Source organism: Bacillus sp. DHT2, assembly GCF_026241455.1.
GTDB classification, from domain to species: Bacteria; Bacillota; Bacilli; order Bacillales; family Bacillaceae_G; genus Bacillus_A; species Bacillus_A pseudomycoides.
In genome coordinates this window covers 232,313-252,779 of the sequence record NZ_JAPHWH010000004.1, presented here as the reverse complement: position 1 = coordinate 252,779, position 20,467 = coordinate 232,313, and the positions used below count along the sequence as shown (strand labels likewise).

Annotated in this window: 19 protein-coding genes, 2 other RNA genes and 2 riboswitches; of the genes, 5 read left to right on the top strand and 16 right to left on the bottom strand. The window is 36.0% G+C overall.

The window, feature by feature from the left end:
- Positions 1 to 102: 102 nt before the first annotated feature.
- The 4 genes from ORL93_RS12565 to ORL93_RS12550 form a co-directional block, all read right to left on the bottom strand.
- Entirely contained in the window at positions 103 to 834 is a 732-nt protein-coding gene (locus tag ORL93_RS12565; protein ID WP_265959104.1) for a P-type ATPase actuator domain-containing protein, read from the bottom strand.
- Between the two features lie 394 nt (positions 835 to 1,228).
- A riboswitch (M-box (ykoK) riboswitch) is annotated at positions 1,229 to 1,392 on the bottom strand.
- A 67-nt stretch (positions 1,393 to 1,459) separates the two neighbouring features.
- Positions 1,460 to 1,846 carry a DUF350 domain-containing protein gene (locus ORL93_RS12560; RefSeq protein ID WP_040119363.1) on the bottom strand — a complete coding sequence of 129 codons (387 nt, stop codon included), beginning with the start codon at positions 1,844 to 1,846 and terminating at the stop codon, positions 1,460 to 1,462.
- Positions 1,843 to 3,075 (bottom strand): glutathionylspermidine synthase family protein, encoded by a 1,233-nt coding sequence (locus tag ORL93_RS12555; protein ID WP_265959103.1) that lies wholly within the window; start codon positions 3,073 to 3,075, stop codon positions 1,843 to 1,845. The genes ORL93_RS12560 and ORL93_RS12555 overlap by 4 nt, the downstream gene beginning before the upstream one ends.
- Positions 3,076 to 3,078: 3 nt before the next feature.
- Positions 3,079 to 3,390 (bottom strand): hypothetical protein, encoded by a 312-nt coding sequence (locus tag ORL93_RS12550; protein ID WP_040119361.1) that lies wholly within the window; start codon positions 3,388 to 3,390, stop codon positions 3,079 to 3,081.
- A gap of 82 nt (positions 3,391 to 3,472) precedes the next feature.
- On the opposite strand from ORL93_RS12550, the gene ORL93_RS12545 reads away from it, so the two are divergent.
- On the top strand, positions 3,473 to 3,922 hold the full coding sequence (locus tag ORL93_RS12545) for a hypothetical protein (RefSeq protein ID WP_018764313.1): 450 nt from the start codon (positions 3,473 to 3,475) through the stop codon (positions 3,920 to 3,922).
- Between the two features lie 240 nt (positions 3,923 to 4,162).
- On the opposite strand, the gene ssrS (ORL93_RS12540) is transcribed toward ORL93_RS12545, so the two are convergent.
- From ssrS (ORL93_RS12540) to ORL93_RS12520, 5 genes are all read right to left on the bottom strand, one after another.
- Positions 4,163 to 4,346, bottom strand: a non-coding RNA gene (ssrS, locus tag ORL93_RS12540) — 6S RNA.
- A 21-nt stretch (positions 4,347 to 4,367) separates the two neighbouring features.
- A non-coding RNA gene (ssrS, locus tag ORL93_RS12535) (6S RNA) lies at positions 4,368 to 4,550 on the bottom strand.
- A gap of 115 nt (positions 4,551 to 4,665) precedes the next feature.
- Positions 4,666 to 5,499: a sulfurtransferase gene (locus ORL93_RS12530; RefSeq protein ID WP_040119360.1), complete on the bottom strand. Its 834-nt coding sequence runs from the start codon at positions 5,497 to 5,499 to the stop codon at positions 4,666 to 4,668.
- Positions 5,500 to 5,501: 2 nt separating this feature from the next.
- Positions 5,502 to 5,774 carry a DUF2533 family protein gene (locus ORL93_RS12525; protein ID WP_003196439.1) on the bottom strand — a complete coding sequence of 91 codons (273 nt, stop codon included), beginning with the start codon at positions 5,772 to 5,774 and terminating at the stop codon, positions 5,502 to 5,504.
- Positions 5,775 to 5,830: 56 nt separating this feature from the next.
- A complete protein-coding gene (locus ORL93_RS12520; protein WP_018764311.1) occupies positions 5,831 to 6,286 on the bottom strand; it encodes a GNAT family N-acetyltransferase in 456 nt (151 codons plus the stop codon).
- A gap of 71 nt (positions 6,287 to 6,357) precedes the next feature.
- On the opposite strand from ORL93_RS12520, the gene ORL93_RS12515 reads away from it, so the two are divergent.
- A complete protein-coding gene (locus ORL93_RS12515) occupies positions 6,358 to 6,612 on the top strand; it encodes a DUF3931 domain-containing protein (RefSeq protein WP_040119359.1) in 255 nt (84 codons plus the stop codon).
- A 3-nt stretch (positions 6,613 to 6,615) separates the two neighbouring features.
- Here the strand turns inward: ORL93_RS12515 and ORL93_RS12510 are convergent, their stop codons facing one another.
- Complete coding sequence (locus tag ORL93_RS12510) at positions 6,616 to 10,275, bottom strand: dynamin family protein (protein ID WP_040119358.1); 3,660 nt, start codon at positions 10,273 to 10,275, stop codon at positions 6,616 to 6,618.
- 490 nt (positions 10,276 to 10,765) lie between these two features.
- Between ORL93_RS12510 and ORL93_RS12505 the strand changes: the two genes are divergently transcribed.
- Positions 10,766 to 11,929: a DUF418 domain-containing protein gene (locus ORL93_RS12505; RefSeq protein ID WP_098160396.1), complete on the top strand. Its 1,164-nt coding sequence runs from the start codon at positions 10,766 to 10,768 to the stop codon at positions 11,927 to 11,929.
- Positions 11,930 to 11,948: 19 nt separating this feature from the next.
- Here ORL93_RS12505 and pbuX read toward each other — a convergent pair whose 3' ends face one another.
- From pbuX to ORL93_RS12490, 3 genes are all read right to left on the bottom strand, one after another.
- Positions 11,949 to 13,271, bottom strand: coding sequence for a xanthine permease PbuX (gene pbuX, locus ORL93_RS12500; RefSeq protein ID WP_040119356.1), 1,323 nt, complete (start codon positions 13,269 to 13,271; stop codon positions 11,949 to 11,951).
- Positions 13,272 to 13,273: 2 nt separating this feature from the next.
- On the bottom strand, positions 13,274 to 13,867 hold the full coding sequence (locus ORL93_RS12495; protein ID WP_016114144.1) for a xanthine phosphoribosyltransferase: 594 nt from the start codon (positions 13,865 to 13,867) through the stop codon (positions 13,274 to 13,276).
- A 106-nt stretch (positions 13,868 to 13,973) separates the two neighbouring features.
- Positions 13,974 to 14,075: riboswitch (purine riboswitch) on the bottom strand.
- Positions 14,076 to 14,201: 126 nt separating this feature from the next.
- Positions 14,202 to 14,948, bottom strand: a complete 747-nt coding sequence (locus ORL93_RS12490) for a type I methionyl aminopeptidase (protein WP_040119660.1) — start codon at positions 14,946 to 14,948, stop codon at positions 14,202 to 14,204.
- A 439-nt stretch (positions 14,949 to 15,387) separates the two neighbouring features.
- On the opposite strand from ORL93_RS12490, the gene ORL93_RS12480 reads away from it, so the two are divergent.
- Together ORL93_RS12480 and ORL93_RS12475 are read left to right on the top strand one after the other, a co-directional pair.
- The gene (locus ORL93_RS12480; protein WP_040119355.1) at positions 15,388 to 15,861 is read left to right on the top strand and encodes a cytochrome c oxidase subunit II; all 474 of its coding nucleotides are present in this window, start codon (positions 15,388 to 15,390) and stop codon (positions 15,859 to 15,861) included.
- Complete coding sequence (locus tag ORL93_RS12475; RefSeq protein ID WP_018782524.1) at positions 15,858 to 17,507, top strand: b(o/a)3-type cytochrome-c oxidase subunit 1; 1,650 nt, start codon at positions 15,858 to 15,860, stop codon at positions 17,505 to 17,507. Before ORL93_RS12480 ends, ORL93_RS12475 begins: the two co-directional genes overlap by 4 nt.
- Positions 17,508 to 17,597: 90 nt before the next feature.
- Here ORL93_RS12475 and ORL93_RS12470 read toward each other — a convergent pair whose 3' ends face one another.
- The 3 genes from ORL93_RS12470 to ORL93_RS12460 form a co-directional block, all read right to left on the bottom strand.
- Positions 17,598 to 18,149, bottom strand: a complete 552-nt coding sequence (locus ORL93_RS12470) for an SMI1/KNR4 family protein (RefSeq protein ID WP_235356818.1) — start codon at positions 18,147 to 18,149, stop codon at positions 17,598 to 17,600.
- Positions 18,150 to 18,247: 98 nt separating this feature from the next.
- Complete coding sequence (locus tag ORL93_RS12465) at positions 18,248 to 18,727, bottom strand: GNAT family N-acetyltransferase (RefSeq protein ID WP_040119353.1); 480 nt, start codon at positions 18,725 to 18,727, stop codon at positions 18,248 to 18,250.
- 84 nt (positions 18,728 to 18,811) lie between these two features.
- Positions 18,812 to 20,329, bottom strand: coding sequence for a carboxypeptidase M32 (locus tag ORL93_RS12460; protein WP_040119352.1), 1,518 nt, complete (start codon positions 20,327 to 20,329; stop codon positions 18,812 to 18,814).
- Positions 20,330 to 20,467: the final 138 nt, after the last annotated feature.

Below are 20,467 nucleotides of genomic sequence, written 5' to 3'. Positions count from 1 at the left end.
TCACGTTATCACGTAAGGTTATATAAATAGATTACCATTCTACGTTTCTGTTCAACTTTATCTATTATACAATGTTTTCATATATTTAGCACCATTAATAGTTTAACATGTTTGACTACAGCATGTATGAAGTAATCCAGAATACGTGTTTTTACCTGTTGAAACGACCACAGCCTTCGCAGTTCCATTTACAACACGTGTGCCTTTAAAACATACATTTTCAAGTTGAAGTGGATTGTAATCTTTCATTCGTTTTAACGGAATAAAACGTTTGCGTTCAAGATGATAACAGCTTTCAAATTTCTCTACATTCGTTTCTTTCCCTGTTAGCACCGATTCATTTACTAACAAATCCTCTGCAAAAATAATACGTACATCAGCTGGAACTGTATCACCTGCTGAAAGAAAAATCATATCCCCGGGAACTAGCTCCTCAACTGGAAGTTTCATTATTTTTGATTCGCTATTCATCTCCGCAGTTGTACATCCTTCTATCCTAGAAACAGTAACCATTACAATCTCACACTGATTTTGATTATGAACACGTTGCTTTGTAAATCCAGGGAGCATTTCACATAGTTTCATCATTACATCAAAAAGAATTGCTCTTTTTGAAGGTAATTCATTTTTCCCGTACACATGCATGCGTTTCTGCGCTTCTTTAATAGAAAGACCATCTCTTGTCGTTTTAAAATAAGCAAATACAGACTTTACATCTCTTGTTGCAATTTCAATTAACAAGTCTTTATTTTGTTTTAACATAGATTGCTCTTTCTTCATTCTTTTACTTTGTTTATGAGACATGTTACCCACAAGTTTATTTACATATAACATATTATCGTCTCCTCCTTTACAACATAGGAAGAAACGCTTTGTTTCTCAATTTATCTCACTTTAACAATGGATATCCCTAAACTCAGTTAAAGTGTCTACGCTCAACTCATAATTATTTCAGCACATAACTATAAGCTGACCGCTATTTTAGTGATAAATTATAGAGGGAGGAACAAGTCGTTTCCTGCCTACATCATATATTTTTGTTTTGCAGTATATGGGTAACGGAACCGAGTCAGAATTTGACATGCTCCTCACCTCCTCTTTCATTTGTTAGTCAGTATTTATACTATGGAAATGGTCATAGTTTGTTAATAAAAAGACCTTTACTCATAAGCGAGTAAAGGTCATTACATACATAAATAAGCGATTCCTAATCAACATAGAAATCTGCGAACCTCTCCCTCGCCGAGTTTTAGCACTGTATAGCATAGGTACATTACCAGCTACGTTAAGAAAAACCTTAATTCGATCATTCCTGTTGACCCATTGGCGTCTCTCGACATTTTTGGGCAGTAGCATTTCTCTATACAGGAGCCTCACCTAACAGAGACTTATTTTTTTATTACATAGAAAATGTTACTCCTATTTAAAATAGATGTCAACACCTTCAGTTAAAGGTTTTTCAATACGTTAAACACCCAGCAATCACGATTCCGATGGAAATTGATAAAAACATAAGGAAAAGTCCGACAGCCTGATTATCTTCTTCGATGCTTTGATTGATATTAAAACGCGGTGTGAGCCATTCAGCTAAATAAAACACAATAATCTGTGCTAAAATTCCAATCGCTCCCCATAAAACCATATCCAAAAGTGAAATAGAATTAGCTGCGGTCGAATACAAAACAATAGCAAGACCAAGAAGTCTTCCTCCAAGTGCATAACTTGCTGCTTTATTACCTTTCGCCATTAACGAAAATTCCTTGACTTTCGTTGTCACTTCCATAAGAAACAGACCGATACATAAAAGACCGATTGAAATCGCTAAATAAAGTAAGAAATTTATCATTTATAATCCTCCTTTTTAATTCCTACAGGTAAATAATAAGATTCATTCCCCGTAATTTTTTCACCGGCACGTATACCGATACTACTTGGTTTTCCTGCAATTAAAAACGATCCAAACACATACGACAGCTCCTCGTTTCCCCTTTCAGTCTCAAGTGAAACAACTGGAAGCTTTATATATTTTTGAAATACAGGAAGTTCTTTTTTATACGTTTGATATGAATTTTGATTAACAATATGGGTGTCTTTGTCACGAATTGTAACCGTGTCGCCTTCTCTACCGAACGAGGGCTTTTGAACAAAAGAACTTTTCCCTAAAAAAGGATCCTGTTCTAGGTAAGTAGGGAGCATATATTTTTTTATCCATTGTCGTTCCTCATTTGTATAAAAAGCGCCCGCCTCGGCCAATCCCCAAATCAGGCATTGAATCGATTTTGGCTGAAGCAGAAAGGATGAGATAGGATTTATAATAAAGAGATTTCCTTCCTTTACAAGTTGCAGTAGCTCAATCCCTACAAGATCTCCGGTTTTGGGATCCCTGTCCTCAACCAAGTCTTCAATAGGATATGTCTGACGATACAAAATATCAATTGGCACACCGTCTCTGTCGACCAAAGCATCGTCAGTAATTCTGAGTTCTGGCATTGACATCATTTTGTTTTTAACCTGACATAGCTGACTCAAATACGCAGTCGTATTCCAATCCTCTATATTTTCATGATGGGCTGTGAAGACAACGTTTGGACTTTCTATTCCTTTAGCAGCCTCCATCACAGCTTTTGTGATACCAGAAGAGAGAAGACGTTCCTGATTCTTATTCGGATCATGATAATCTAATTCTTTACAAACCACTCCATTCATTTGAAAGCATTCCACGATAAAAGTTGGAGTATCACTATTAAATTCAAGCATTTTGATACCACTATCCTTCAAAACAAAATCAAACCGTGAAATAATAGATTCAGGAAACAGAGATTTCATTCTAATAAAAGGCAAACTTGAAGATGGAAAACCAAATTCAAGAAGCTGAGCGTCAGACAAGGTTCGAAGAAGCCTAGCAGTCTTAAAAAATACTTTCCCCATTCTTTCTGTTGCTAATTGCAAATCTTGGATTGTTTGTTCTGTTATTTCAAAAACATGAAAAAGGCTATACTCACTCCCGTATAAGTCAGACCAAAAGTGAGGGAACCTTGAATAAAATTCACTTCGTTTCTTTATGTAAAGCGACATAATTTAACCTCCGAATCCACCCTTTGAACCGCTTCCAATTCCCCCTTTAAAATTGGACGAAGCTTGGTAGGACTTAAATTCAGATGAATTTTTGAAGGTGGATTTATTTTGATAGTATGTACTACCGTAATAATAATGCCCATGATAACTTGAACGGTTGTCATCACATCGCCACACACCAAGTTCATCATCCCAATCCCAATCAGCACAACTCTTATTCTTCGGTTTTGGAGGGAGATCTTCTGTACATCCAGATAAAGTGCTAGTCATTAAAGAAGTAAGAACACCTGTTACTAACCATTTGGTTTTTGTCACTTTCCAACGCTCCTTTGTATATTATTTTTTTATTATAATAGAATTCATGATAAAATAGAAGAAAAAGGAAGAGGGAGTACAATTGCGGTTAGAATATCGACTCAATGATGAAGCGAAACAATACCCTGCCCTATGGAGCTACGCGAACATTCCTGTTTCCGAAACCGTCGCAAGGATGACTTGTGAGTATTTCATTAAAGAAGGAGATACATATGTCGTAACAGCGACCGCGATGGATCCTGATGGAACAGCAGTATTATATGTCCAAAAAGAAGCGTTCTTCGATGATCCTTCAGAACCTACATATTCCCATATAGGTTTTGAGATTAGAGAACTACAAGAGGCAAATTCAATTTTAATAGAAAGTAAAGATGTATGGAACCATGACGAGATTTTAACGTATCTCCATTCAGATATTTTGTACGTTCAAAAAGACGGAATATTTATGGAACTCGCCTTAGATTCCAGAGAGATTGATGAAGACCGAAAGTGCTATGTTTATTATGGAAATTTTACAGGTGGGCACAGATAAAGTGAAACTTTAATCAGTGGGGGTTTTCTTCATCCCCCACTGATTATTAGTTGAACGAATCGGGCTTTTACGGACAGTTAATGCGGGGTAACAATCAAATGAAACTCCCATAATTGGGAGTTTCATTTGATTTCTAATATTTTTATGCTCTCCACACAATGAAATTCTAATCATTTCCATAGTCCCGATAAAAGGTTCCTAAAACAAAAAAACCTTACGTATAAAACGTAAGGTTTTTTATATAGCCCCACACATGCCGTTCTCTCTAGATGTCCATAAACCTGCTCTCACAGGTGGATGTTCTCATAAATGCTTTCAGCTTCCTTCTTAAAAAGATGGCATGCTGTTTACATTTAAATATTGAACTTCCGTATTATACTTATTGGTTTAAGACATACATAAGCTACGTACACCGTAGGAATTTTATATAATGTTAGTTAAAATAAGACCCCCGCACGTGCCGTCCCTCGTAAATGTCCAAAAACCCGCTACTCGCAGGTGGATGCCCTCACAGCTACCGTACATCTTCCTCCACATGGAAGGCTTGATGATGGTCGCTAAATGTTGAGCTTCCGTATAACTAACATCGGTTTTAGACATAAATAAGTTACGTACACCGCAGGATGTTTTATTTACTTGTCGTTATCTTATCACATTGCATGCAATGTGTAAAATGTAATGTTTTGAAGCAAATTCTTGCTTGTGACCTTATTTTAATACAAAATATTTTTGCATGCAAGAGGTTACTGTCCTTCTTTTACAATTTGGTTTTCTGGATAAGAAATCCAATCACTCCAGCTTCCAGCATATAACTTCACGTTACGAAAACCAGCTGTTTGTAACGCTAATACATTCGGGCATGCTGTTACACCAGATCCGCAATAGACGATTGTTTCCTTCTCTTTACTAAGATAGCGGAAACGATCTTCTTGTTCCTCTTTATCTTTGAACTGACCTTCCGATGTGATTCCATCTTTCCAAAAATAATTTTCTGCTGTTGGAATGTGACCAGCTTTAGGATCAACAGATTCTTCAGCGCCAGCATAACGTTTTGGCTCTCTCGAATCAATTAACGTAACATCTGCATTTGTACGAATTTTTTCTTTCACATCTTTCATCGTTACAAGCATGTTGTCTTGCACATTCGGTATGAATTTTTCCCGTTCAATGATTGGAACTTCAGCTGTTGTAGATAAATTTTGGTCTTTCCAAGCAGGAAACCCACCATTTAACACATATGCTTTTTGATGTCCTACATATGTTAATAGCCACCATAGACGTGAAGCCATTGCACCAGCTTGACTATCATATGCAACCACTGTCGTATTTTCATCAATACCAGCCTGAGAAAGCTTTTCGGCAAAATTCTCAAGACTTGGGAGTGGATGACGACCACCATGCTCCGTAACAGCGCTTGATAAATCAAGATTTAAGTCAAAATATAATGCATGGGGAATATGTTCTTTTTCATACTGCTTTCGTCCCCAATTTGAATCAGCTAAGTCAAAACGACAATCGACTACACGGACATGTTCATCTTCTATGTGATCACGTAACCATTCGACTGTAACAATCATGCTTAACGACCTTCTTTCTCTTGCAGACGACCTACATACTCCATAACCATATCTTCTGTTACAATTTTACGTTGCGGTGCAACACCTCGTTTAGCAAGAGCATTGATTTGCTTCGTTACCATATTAATTGCATCTACTGAGAAATGTTTTCCATTTGACGCAAGTGCTACTGCTGCTTCAATTGCCGCTTCACGCTGTGCTTCTAACTGTAAAAATGTTGTCACAATTTCATTTTGTTTACGAGAATGTGCTGTAATTGCTTTATGTACTTCCATCTTCTCTTCCCCCTAAATAATTTATACTTTCTCGCCAATTCTTCATAAGAAAATGACTAGAGTTCTATTGTAAGCCGAATCATATCTCGGCATACAATCCCATTTTCAATAATCTCTTCTTCATAATGCTTCGAAAAGTAATCAAAATCAATAGAAAAAATACGAAAACCACATTTTTGATAGAAAGCAAGCTGTGAAATACTAGAATTCCCTGTCCCTACCTCAAGGTTATGCATGTGTTTTTCTTTGGCAGTTGCAATTGCATGCTGTAATAACTGTTTTCCAAGTCCTTGCCCTTGTATTTCTTCTGAAACAGCGATATTCATAATTTCCATTGTTTGCGGTCTTGTTTCAAGTAATACATATACGCCTATAACATTTTCTTCATATTTTGCAATATATAAAAGACCTCTCTTCAAATATGAATTAATTTGCCTCTCACTGGGATCAGCAAGCAACAATAATGACATCGGCGCCTTATCTTGCGAAATACGTTCCATGACAATTTTCATGAAATTTCCCCTTTCTCTCTTGTTCTAAACCCTCCTTGTCTACCATAAGTAATACAAAGGAGGGATTCACCATGGACAACAATGAGAAAAAATGCAACGTCATCTCGATTGATGGAAAGAAAAAGAAAAACGGAACATATTCCCACCCAAAATTAGTTGTAGATGGAAAAACATATGAGTTTTCTTCATTCGTCTTATGCGGTGAAACACCAGATGGCAGACGGTTAGTTCTGACTCATATGATTTCTACAGATGAATTTGCAGGATTCGTAAAATCTCTGGATACTGTATTACAAAAGAAAATTGAACGAATCTTTTTTTCATAGAGCTTATAAAATATGAATTTCTTTTTCGATTGCTGCTAACTGTTTCTGTAATTGTTCCTTACTTTGTTCATATAGCGACACATCAATTGTCTCTGCTAAAGCGAATAATACGCTTGCATAATATTGCTTAACATCTTCCTGCATCACTTTTTTGAATAAGTCCCATTTCAATTCCCATTCTTGTTTATAATGCTGGATAAATATCTCTTCTTCATCAGCTACATATTGGGATACGACAGGCTCAAGTGATTCCTTCGTATCTTCCTGCATTGTTGCTTTATCATTTTTTTCAAAGAAACTTTTCTCATTTTTGAAATGAGATAATGCCTTTTTAAAATGCTTTATTTCTATAGAAGGAAACGGCTCTTTATGCGTAATAACTTGGTATTCATAATCTGCTGTCCCATTCATAGAAATAGATTCGTTTTCCAACTTACATTTCACTGCAATTTCATCTTTTGCACGTTGCATCGCTTCATCCATCCATTTTTCAAGACGTAGTGACGTTGCTCGCATTTCCTGTAATAAATCATGTTGGATAAAGGCTACAAGTTCCATGAGACATTCTTGCAACTTAATTTTCACATTTCCATCTGTTCGAAGGGATGCTGGGTTAATAAATTCAGTAAACACATCGTTATAACGTAAAAATAGACGTTGCTGCACATAATATAACAGTTCTTTCACTTCATTTTGCATCGCTTGCTCTTCTGCAAGTACACTATACGATGAAATAATATGAAGTAGCTGCTCACGTTCTGCTTCATATTTTTTTATTTGTTTTTCTTTCTCATCGTTCCCTTGCTTTGCTCCTTGTATCATATTTACAAGAAGCTGCTCAGCACTTTGCAATGCGCTATATAAAGAATGGACAGATACGAGCATTAAATCACGCATCATAAAGGATGTAAATGATTCTTCAAACTTTGTAATCCCCGAATTTTTCAAGATACCATACTTTTCTTTTGCAATACTCTTTCCTTGTTTCTCCTCAAGTGCACATAAGCTCGAAATTGCAAATAGACGTGGATTTCGGATACCGTATTGCAGGAGCTGGTCTGCTATATAGCCTTTTACCATTTCAAGTTCATCCTCAGACTGAGCTAAATCCGCTGCGTTAATTAAAAAGAACATTTTATCAAGCGCAAATGTATCTTTGACACGGCCAAGTTGAATTAAAAATTCACGATCCGCCCTTGAAAAGACATGATTGTAGTATGTTACAAATAAAATCGCATCAGCGTTTTTAATATATTGGAATGCAACGTCTGTATGTCGAGCATTAATAGAATCTGCTCCTGGTGTATCAACAAGTGCAACGCCTTGTCTCGTTAAAGCACAATCATAGTATAATTCCATATATTCAACAAAACATGATTTCTCTTCATTCGCTACATAATCAGAGAATTCCTCTAACGTAACTTGCACTTGTTCTCCCAAATGATTAGAAACTGCTTGATATCCCCTCTGCACTGCACGTAAAAAACTAAATGTTGTTTTCTGCTTTCCACTTGGTGACGGGTATTGTAGGATTGTATCTATTTGTAATAACGCTTCTTCAAATGTCTTTATTTCATAATGAAACAATTTATAAACTGCTTTCATATCTTCTAATAGCGCCTGCTTCGATTTAAACTGAACAATTACTGTGCCGTGAGGTTTGTCTTCTGTAATCGGTAAAATCTGATTAATCGTCGCCGTTGTTGGATTTGGTGATACCGGGAGTACATTCGCACCAAGCAATGCATTTGCAAATGATGATTTCCCTGCACTAAAAGCTCCAAATAACGCTACTGTAAATTGCTTTGTTTCAACACGTTTTCTTTTCCCGACAACTTCTTGATGCAAATGTTTAAGTGTAGGAAGAGTTTCTAATATTGTTTCCGCATCTTTTACTTGTTCTAATATACGATGAATATTTAATGTTGCTGTTGTTTTTACATTTTCTTCCTTATACGAAATGCTATCACTTTGTACCTCTTGTTCTTGTAATGTAAACTTCTCATTTACAACCTGTTTCTTCCCTTGTAATACTTTTTCTACTTGCAATTCATTTGGCACCGGTACATGATCGCTCCAAATACCTTGTAAGTAATTCTCGTATTTATCATACGCCTCAATATATTGTAATTTTGTTTCTTTTGCTGTCTGTAACATAGTATATTGCTCAATTTCTTGTTCAATATGAGCAATCTCTTTCTCCATCTTTTTCCGTAAAACGCCCGTGCTTTGCTCAAAAATTTGCTGTGCTTTCATAAAGTAGCGTTTCTTCAGCTCATTCGCAACATCCGCTGTATAAAGAAGCAAGTAATCTCCTGTAAACCCTGCACCTTGTTTAATGGTTTCTGCTAATAATTCTGGACCAAAAGAAATTCGCAGTGCATATATGTCTTTTCCGACTTCTTCTGTAAACATCCCTTCATCTTTTAAGAAAGCCACAATAAACTCTTTCACATGAAAATCAATCTGTGTTTCAACGCTCTTCCCTAGTGCTGAATAAAATGCATCTAAACGCCGCTGTTTTTCTTGCTCTGTTTTTCCTTTTGCAAATAGCAAACCAACTTTAAACTTCGTTAGCTTCGTTTCTAAATATTGATTTGCTAGCTCTCTCATTTCAAATGGCATTAAGTAAGCATTGTCTAATATTGCTTGCAATCCTTTTATAAATTCATTTTTCACGTCCGATTCTTTACTAGCCACACGTCGTTTATTTTCAATAAGCTCTTCTTTCTTTTCCATTACGTCTGTAAGCGATAGAGGTGATGCTAATTCTTTTTGGTATGGCATTAATTGTTTTTCATTTTCTGCAAGAATAAATGAAAAATGTTCTTGTAATAAATATGCCGTTTCTCTTTCCATACCATTGCCCACATACTGCTCACGCTCTTTCATAATCGAAGAAAGTAATTTCTCTAATCTTTGTATTTCATTATACGGATGGTTCATCATTCGTAAAGAAGTATAAAAAATACCATCTACTTCAATATCCCAGTTAGAAAACGATTGACTCACACTTTGCCTATAATCTTCAAATGATAGCTCATTTTCTTTATGCTTATCGATTTGATTGATAACAAGATAAACTGTTTTATTACGCTGCTTTAATTCTTTCACAAACTGCAAATTCACTTCTGACTGAACATGGTTATAATCCATCATGTAAAAAATAACATCCGCAAGATGGAGTGTTGATTCTGTTGCTAATTGATGCGCATCATCTGTTGAATCAATTCCAGGTGTATCAACGAGCATAACGCCATCAGGAATTGGCGCATCATTTCGATAAATATGAACGCCAATTATTTCATCACCATTTTTACAAAGCTGTTTCAATTCTTCCGCCGAGTATGCACCATCATATTCATAATGCTCTCCAGATTTCACTGTCACAACAACACGGTCCTGTCCCTTTTCAATTTTAACAACGTTAGCGCTTGTCGGAATCGGACTTGTTGGTAATAACTGCGCTTTATATAAGTGATTCATCATTGTCGATTTTCCAGCAGAAAAGTGACCGCAAAAAGCAATCATAAGCTGTTCTTGCTTATATTTTTGAATCACTTCAAACAACTTCAAACTATTTTCCGTATCACCATGCTTCTGCCATTCTTCATAAAAACAAACAAGCTTTTTCATACTGTTTGTCTGTACTATGTTTGTCATCCCCTTGTTCCCCTTTATTCCAAGATGTATATACCCTACTATCATACTAAATTTTCAGGATATTCTCATTAAAAATAAAAAATCCCTTTCATTCTTTTGACAGATGAAAGGGATTCTATGTAAGTTTGTTCATTTTGTTGCTCCGACTCCATTTAACACATATTTTGTAACGACAGCATACACAGCCACCGTTCCTGCAACTAATGCATATACCATATTTAGCACACCAACCTTTTTTGATAATGATTATCACTTTTGAGTATATTTTATCATTAAAGAGAATCATTATCAATATTAATTTCTAAAAAAGAAGCTCCTTGAAAATAAGGAGCTTCTTTACTACCTGTTTTAAAGGAGTGAAAAACTTGCTGTGCATCCTTATTATATCTCATAACAAACATCTTAACAGTTTCAAAAATTGGAAATCCCCTCTATCTCCTTTTGATAACATTTTGTATAATAAAAGGGCTTTATTCAAAGGAGGAAAATAATGGAACAAAGCGTTTCGAACGGTGAGAGGATTCATTCTATCGATATTATTAGAGGGATTGCTGTATTTGGTATTTTTCTTGTTAACTGGCCTGTTATTGCTGGTGTTGACACTAGTGAAATCACAGGAGGTTATGAAGGAATAGACCGTTATATTCGCCTATTTTATGACATGTTTATTCAAACAAAATTTTATACTATTTTTTCATTTTTGTTTGGACTAGGATTTTACATTTTCACGCAGCGTGCTGAGACAAAAACAGATCATCCAAAAACATTATTTGTTCGTCGTCTCCTCATCTTATTATTATTCGGCTTCATGCATTATGTCCTTTTATGGGATGGGGATATTTTACATAGCTATGCAATTGCAGGATTTTTCTTATTTTTATTTTATAAAAGAAAGTCTCGTACTGTTTTAATATGGGCTTTAGTTCTATTAGGACTTTTCCAGTTTTTCATGCTACTAACGAGTTTACTCCTTATGTTTATACCAATAGAAGAATTAAGAACTCCCCACCCCATTATGCCTTTAGAAAATTGGGAAGTACAAGTGCAAGATCGCTTTACAGACTTTTATTCTGAAGTAATCCAGACAAACCTTTTTATACTTCCAGAAATAGTTGGATTATTCTTGCTCGGCTTATATGCCGGCAAAAACGACATTTTCCGCCGAACGAAGGAACTAGATCCAAAACTAAAAAAGTGGCAAATCATTATATTCGTTTTAACATTACCTATTTGGTTCTTCATGATTCGCTACTTTGTGGCAAAACAACCATATGAACCAATCTACATGAGAGGTTTTACAATGCTTAGTGGTAAAACTTTATTTATCTTTTACATTTTCACACTTATGCGCTTATTACAGAAGGAGCGTTGGCAGAAGCTATTACGTCCATTCCAATATGTAGGACGAATGGCACTAACAAATTACATTTCAAGCACAATCATTACATTGCTTGTGTTTGGTCTGTTTTTCAAAAATTATTTACCAGTACCATTATGGATCGGCCCAATATTTTGCATCGGCTTTTATACATTACAAATCTGTATTAGTCGCTGGTGGCTCTCTCATTATCAGTACGGTCCACTTGAATATATTTGGCGCCTTGGCACATATGGAAAAATGATGCCTCTAAAAAAGAAAAGCAAGGTCTCTTAATGAGAACCTCGCTTTTTGTTTATGCTTCTGTTACAGCACTTTGCATTGGAATTTGCTCTTCTTTTGTTTTCGCTTTGCGCTGCGGAATCATATTAAACACAATATTTAAGAGTACAGCTGACGCACTTCCAAGTACAATTCCGTTATCTGTTAAAATACGAATACTTTCTGGAAGTTGAGAGAATAACGTTGGAACGACTGTTACGCCAAGGCCAATTCCAACAGAGCATGCTACGATTAATAAATTTTCTTGATTTGCAAAGTCTACACTACTTAACATTTTAATACCGTATGCCATAACCATCCCAAACATTGCTAGCATGGCACCACCAAGTACTGGCTTTGGAATAATCGTTGTGATAGCTGCAATTTTTGGAATAAAACCAAGAACGATTAACATCCCACCGCACGTATAAATAATGACGCGATTTCGTACACCTGTTAATTGAACAAGACCTACGTTTTGCGAATAAGTCGTATATGGAAATGCATTAAAAATACCACCTAAGATCATCGCTAATCCTTCGGCACGGTAACCCTTTGTTAGCTCTTTTTCACCAATCTTTTTGTTACATATATCGGATAAAGCGAAATACACGCCAGTTGCTTCCACAATCCCAACACAAGCAACGAGAATCATCGTAATAACCGGCGTTAACTCAAATGTTGGTGTGCCAAAGTAAAACGGTTGAATACCGTGAAACCACTCTGCTTCTCCAACAGCCTGCAAGCTCACCTTTCCCATAAATGCTGCAATAATCGTACCAAATAAAAGACCAAGTAATATAGAAATAGAACGGATAAAACCATCAAAGAAGCGGTACATAATTATAATAAATAGTAAAACACCAAATGCTAACGCTAAGTTTTCTAGACTTCCAAAATCCTTACTTCCAACTCCTCCAGCCATGTCATTAATAGCCGCTGGAACTAATGTAACTCCAATAACTGTAACAACAGAACCCGTTACTACAGGCGGGAACAGTTTCACAAGCTTTCCAAATAATTTTGCAAAAATAACAACGAACAATCCTGCTGCAATAATTGCTCCATATATAGAAGAAACACCGTACTGTTTACCGATGGCGATCATCGGTCCAACTGCTGTAAACGTACAACCAAGTACAACAGGAAGGCCAATTCCAAAAAATCGATTCGATAAAGCTTGTAAAATTGTTGCGACACCACACATTAATAAATCTATGGATACTAAGTATGTTAATTCTCGTTGATTTAAGCCAAGTCCTCCACCAACAATAAGTGGAACAATTATTGCTCCTGCATACATCGCAAGCATATGTTGCACGCCAAGGGATGCGATTTTAAATGGGTGTTGCTTCATGACTATTTCACCTCCGCAGTCTCATGCTGAACAAATGTAACAGTACCGTTATCAAGTGATGCAATTTCTGCAAGTGATTCTACACGAACACCGTTCTCACGTAGTTTCTTTCCTCCGTCTTGAAATGCTTTTTCAATAACAATTCCAATCCCAGCAATACTTGCACCGGCTTGCTCTACTAAACTCATTAAGCCTAAAGCAGCCTGACCGTTTGCTAAAAAGTCATCAATGATTAATACACGATCATTTTCATGGATATGATTTCTAGATAATGAAATCTCATTCGTTTCTTGTTTTGTAAATGAGTATACTTTTGCAACATACATATTATCTTGTAACGTTAACGATTTCCGCTTTCTTGCAAAAACCACTTTTACACCAAGCTCTAAACCTGCCATAACCGCTGGTGCAATACCCGAAGATTCAATCGTCACGATTTTTGTAATATTATCTTCCTTAAAACGCTGTGCAAACTCTTTTCCTATTTTTTGCATAAGTACTGGATCAATTTGATGATTTAAAAAGGCATCTACCTTTAACACATCACCAGATAAAACCTTTCCTTCGTTTAAAATCTTTTCTTGTAATACTTTCATGTTTGCTCCCCCTCTTATGCAAATAAAAAACTCCAAAAGCAGCCACCACTCGTTACAAGTGAGAGACGTGCTTTTGGAGCTTCGCAAAAAAGAATGCTAAACCAGCAATATATTCGTCCTCACCCATAGTCAAAGTATTTACGGTACTTCGGTAGAAACTTGCAGGCCATATCCCCGCGATTATATGAGTGTAGCTAACCTATTTATTTTATAGAAGGATTATAACGCACTTTTTTTACTTTGAAAAGCGTTTCTAGAAAAAAACACGTACAAATTTTACAAAAACATCTTTTTCGTTCGAGTTTTGAAACCTCTTACATTTCGTATTCTTCTACTAGAGACTCGTTAAAATAACTGGTCCATCCTTTGTAATTGCTATCGTGTGCTCGTATTGCGCTGCCAATTTTCCATCCATCGTCCGGGCAGTCCATCCATTTAAATCTACTTTTGAATATCGCATACCTACATTTACAATCGGTTCGATCGTTATTACCATTCCTTCTTGTAATTCTGATCCTTGACCTGGCTTTCCAAAATGAAAAATTGCTGGTTCTTCATGGATTTCTTTACCAATTCCATGCCCTGTAAAATCCCTTGCGACAGAAAACCCTTCCGAAGCTACATAACTTTCAATCGCATATCCAATATCACCTACACGATTTCCGATTATCGCTTGCTCAATTCCTTTATATAAAGCATTTTCCGTTACTAGTAATAACTTTTCTGCTTCATTAGAAATATCCCCTATTTTATGAGTCCATGCAGAATCAGCAAGAGCACCATTTAAGTTCACTACCATGTCAATCGTAACAATATCACCTCCCTTTAATGAGTGAGTAGTCGGAAAACCATGACACATTTCATCATTCACAGATGCACATATTGCATATGGATAATTGTTATATCCTTTTTGTTCAGGTGTCGCACCATTCTTTTCTAAATACGTTTCAACAAATGTATTAATTTCCAATGTCGTGATACCTGGTTTTATTATTTTCGCAATTTCTTGATGACACGAAGCTAGTAAATTTCCCGATTCGCGCATCAAATTTATTTCTTTTTTCGTTTTTATTGTACTCATGAAATCTCCCCTCGATAAAAGCTTTCCAAATTTAATCATACACATCCTCCTCAACAATTTCAAAAGAGCATTCATTTCACATTTTTTTCACAAATTAACATTCCAAAACTTGTAAGAATCCGCGACTTTATAAGTTCTCATCATAGACATAGTTTTTATTGTATCAATGAACACTTTTTGAAAGCACATTCGGACGTGATGAAATTATCTAAATTTTTTGTATTATAAAAATGTAAGATTTCATTTATCCAAGGAGGGGTATCATGGGGGAACATAATTTACATCAGACAGAAACTGAAAACACTCAAAAAAGTTCGTTAAAAGGAACTTTAATCTCTGTTTTTTTTATTGGTTTTTTCATTATTTTCACGTGGTTTAGCGTCTATCAAATTTTTGTTAATCGGCTATAAGATATAGTTCTGAAAAGGGAGATGGAGATATGCACTTACATAAATACGAAAAAATTTGGCTCATTTTCGGTGTCGGCTCACTGTTCGTATTTTTGGCTGTTTTAGGGATTAGTGCTTTTTATATGGGTAACAAACCACCGAGTTGTTTAACTACAATTGACCCAGAAAAGGTTCAAGCGACCGCACCATTTGATCAACCCGGCGTTAAACAAGTTGGAAAAAATCATTATCAAGTGACGATTGTCTCACAAGCTTTTTCTTTTACACCAAATACAATTAAAGTACCAAAAGGTGCAAAAGTAGATTTTGTCGTTGCAACAAAAGATGTTGTACATGGTTTTGAAATCGCAGGGACAAATGTCAACATGATGATTGAACCTGGATATGTAAGTACCGCTTCACAAGTTTTCCAAAAATCTGGAGAGTATTTAATTGTCTGTAATGAATATTGTGGTACTGGCCATCATATGATGAGCGCGAAAGTAGAGGTGACCGACAAATGATTGCACTGCAGGATAAAATAAGCAAACGAGATGCAAAATTAGCAATGGCTCATATTCACATCGCATTTATCGCCCTGTTTTTAGGTGGGTTATGCGGATTACTACAAGTTCTTGTCCGTTCAGGAAAATTCAATTTACCTGCTGGTATTGGTTATTATCAAGTGTTAACAACACACGGTGTTTTACTCGGGCTCGTCTTAACAACGTTCTTTATTATCGGTTTCTTATTTGCTTGTATGAGTAAAACAACTGGTGTCCTCTCAAAAGGTGCCCGACAAACAGGCTGGATCGGTTTTTGGCTTATGACAATTGGAACAACAATTACTGCAATTTTTATCCTACTCAATAAAGCTACTGTACTCTATACGTTCTATGCTCCATTAAAAGCACATCCTGGATTTTACATTGGCCTTACCCTTGTTATTGTTGGAAGTTGGTTCAGCGGATTTGCAATGTTTGCTCAGTATCGTACATGGAAAAAACATAACAAAGGAAAAATAGGTCCTCTGTTAAGCTTTATGGCTGTTGTGACAATGGCACTATGGCTTGTTGCAACACTTGGTGTAGCGGCAGCAGCACTTATTCAATTTATTCCATGGAGCCTAGGCTTTATTGATAAAATTGACGTCCTGGTCAGCCGAACACTATTTTGGTACTTCGGTCATCCGCTCGTTTATTTTTGGCTCCTTCCTGCCTATATGGCTTGGTATGTCATTATACCGAAAATTATTGGCGGTAAAATTTTCAGTGACTCACTAGCTCGTTTGTCATTCATCTTATTTTTACTATTTTCTATGCCTGTAGGATTCCACCACCAATTAACAGAACCAGGTATTGACCCTGGGTGGAAATACTTACAAGTTGTATTAACATTTATGGTTGTCATTCCATCTTTAATGACCGCCTTCTCTTTATTTGCAACCTTTGAACAGTTTGGGCGTTCAAAAGGAGCTACTGGACTATTTGGATGGCTTCGAATGCTCCCATGGGGAGATGCTAGATTTTTCGCTCCATTCGTCGGTATGTTAATGTTTATTCCAGCTGGTGCTGGTGGACTTGTCAATGCAAGTAACCAACTAAACCAGGTCGTTCATAATACTGTATGGATAACTGGGCATTTCCACTTAACATTAGCAACATCTGTTGTATTAACATTTTTCGGAATCGCCTATTGGTTAATTCCACATCTAACAGGACGCGTCATGACAAAGGAAATGAACCGGCTTGCCATGATTCAAACTTGCGTGTGGGCTATCGGTATGTTCTTCATGTCTGCTGGTATGCACTTTGCCGGGTTACTCGGAGCACCTCGGCGTTCTGCTTTTTCTACATATGGAAATTCGCAGCAAGCACTTGAATGGATTCCATATCAAATTGCGCAAGCAGTCGGAGGCGCCATTTTATTCGTTGGCATTGTTATCGCAATTATTATTTATGTGGATCTTGTCTTCTTCGCTCCAAAAGGACAAACGGAATTCCCAATTGGTGAAGTAGCTGATGCATCTGAACGGACACCGATGGTTTTCGATAATTGGAAGCTTTGGATTGGCATTACAGCTCTACTCATTTTATTCGCTTATACCATTCCGTTTATCGATATGATTCAAAATGCTCCGCCCGGTTCAAAAGGGTTTAAATTATGGTAAGTGAAAAGCAGAGGAGATATCCCCTCTGCTTTATTTCGAGAATAGCTATTTAATCATGTACCTGCAGGCTTAATAAGTATATTCCTTTTCTTAATATTCTTCCTTGATTTGTTCGCTATCATCATAGACTTCCCCATTTACAAGCCCTCTAATAAAACTCTCAAAGTCTTTTGCTAACCATGTAATTTTATAATCATATTCTTGATCGATATGTACAACACAAGGCTCTCCTTTCGGGCCGCACTCCCTATAATCAAGAAATATCATATCGTGTCCAGCCGAGGGACAATCACAAATAGCTACTCCTATTTCAGGATATCCCCATTCTTCAATCCAAAATTCACTACCAAATTCTCCACCTAATGAAGAACTTTTTTTATATCCAATACCATAAATACCAGTTATAGCAACATGATCCTCTGCCCAACTTGTAGGAACATCTGTAGGAAAACAATCGTTTATTGGAATTCCCCCATTATGCTTCTTCATTAACCAAATATAAGATTCAGGTAGCTTATACCCTAATTCATTTTCTAGTTTAGAAATCATTTCATCTGTAGGATATTCAGAAATATATTCATCTCTTGCATATTCGCTGTCATCCCAAAAGTTATTAAAATCAAAATTATCAAAACAACCCACTTTTATATCCCCTAAATTTCAAAAAAATGTATTTTTTATATACGATAGCATCCATAAAAAACATAAATCACTACTAAGCAAATCGTTTCAAAACTATTTTATCTTGATGGACATAAAGCCACATACATCATTTTTAAAAATTCAAAGCGACTTCCATTTGTCTCTTGAATAAAATCTCCAATTGCTTCAAAACCTGCTTTCTTATAAACATTAATTGCCCTTTGATTAAATGTTGCCACTGATAACGTTATATACTTAGGTTGATATTTTTTTTCACAAAAAACCAGACCTGCCTTTATAAATACCAAACCTAATCCATTTCCAGTCAGGTTTGGTTTCATTCCAAGTCCAATATCCACTGTATGTATATCTACTTTATTAAAACTAAAAAATCCAACAAGCCTATTATTCTCACTAACAGCAAAAGTCGTTTCTCCGCGTATTTTAGGATCTAAAAACTCCACTAAATCTTCTTGATCGGCTTCCATATCATAAAAAGAATACTTATCCTCATAGTGCCATTTAAACGCAATTTCTTCTGCTTGCTCTTGTGTCATCACTTCAAAAGTATAATTCACTTCTCTTCCTCCTTAAGCAACGCACATATACAGTAAAATGTTAATTCATAAAAAGGAGCTGCATTAAAGCAGCTCCTTTTCTTTTTATAACCCATAAATCTCTTTATATTTCGCTTCTAAATAATCCGCTAAATAATTTGCATTTAACCCTTCACCTGTTATATCCTCTAATATTTGTAATGGTTTTTTCGTTTTACCATATTGGTGAATATTTCTTGTTAACCATTCACGAATTGGTGTCACATTTCCTTCTTCTAGCAATGCATCGAAGTTTGGAATTTCCTCTAACATCTTATGTTTAAATTGCGCTGCATACATATAACCAAGTGCGTAAGATGGAAAATATCCAAAAGATCCATCTGACCAATGTACATCTTGTAGCACACCCTGTGCATCCGTTTCTGGACGGATACCTAAATAACTCTCCATCTTGTCATTCCATGCTGCCGGCAAGTCTTTTACTTCTAATGTTCCATCAAATAATTCTTTCTCCAGTTCATAACGAACCATAACGTGAAGCGGATATGTAAGTTCATCTGCCTCAATACGTATAAAGGAAGGCTTTGATTCATTAATCGCATCATAGAATTCATTTACAGATACGTTTTCAAATTGCCCATCACTAAATTGTTTCAATATATCATAATTTTTCTTCCAGAACGATTTATTACGTCCAATAAAGTTTTCAAAGAATAGCGATTGCGATTCATGAATTCCCATCGATGTACCACTGCAAAGCGGTGTTCCTTCTAATTCTTCTGAAATATTTTGTTCATATACAGCATGTCCACATTCATGAATTGTTCCGAAAACTGCCATGCGGAAGTCATTCTCATCATAACGAGTTGTAATGCGAACATCCCCTCTATTTAATGTAATTTCAAAAGGATGTATCGTTTCATCAAGACGGCCAGCCTCGAAATTATAATTTAATTGCGTTAGTAACTCTAAAGTAAAATTCTTTTGTTGTTCTTTTGAAAAATGTTCAAATAAGACATTTGTTTTTAATTCTTTATTTGATTCGCCAATATCTTTTACAAGTGGAACAATACGCTCACGTAGTTGTCCAAATACATGATCTAACACTTCTACTGTCATACCTGGCTCATACATATCTAAAAGCGTATTATACTTATAAGTTTCATAACCCCAATATGTAATAAATTTTTTCTTATATTCAACAATTTTTTCTAAGTATGGTCGGAACATTTCAAAATCAGATTTTTCACGTGCTTCTCCCCAAACACTTTCCGATTTTGCTTGCAATTTAACAAACTCTTCATACTCGGCCTGTGGAATTTTTTTATTTCGATCATACGCTTTGCGGCACTCTTCTACAATTTTCTTTGTTGTTTCGGAAATTTTATTATCTACTATTAGCTGTTCTAATTCTTTTAAATATCTTTCCATCTCATCAGAAGTTGATAATAAAAATACCTCTGATGAAAGCATTCCTATTACCTCAGAGCGTTGATCCACACCTTGTTTCGGTGCTCCTGTACGTAAATCCCAAAATATTAGGCTTAATGCTTCCCCATAATTATTTATCTTTTTCACGTGTGCTAAAAACTCTTTTTCTACTTCATATGTAGCGATTGTCATATTTTATTGCCTCCTTTTTCTACCTCACCTATATTTCGACATAAAGATATAAAGTCCTTTTCCATATAGAAAGAAAAAGCTTAGCAAACGCTAAGCTTTTTCCATTGGTGAGGAGTGCCGAAAACCGCTACTGATTAC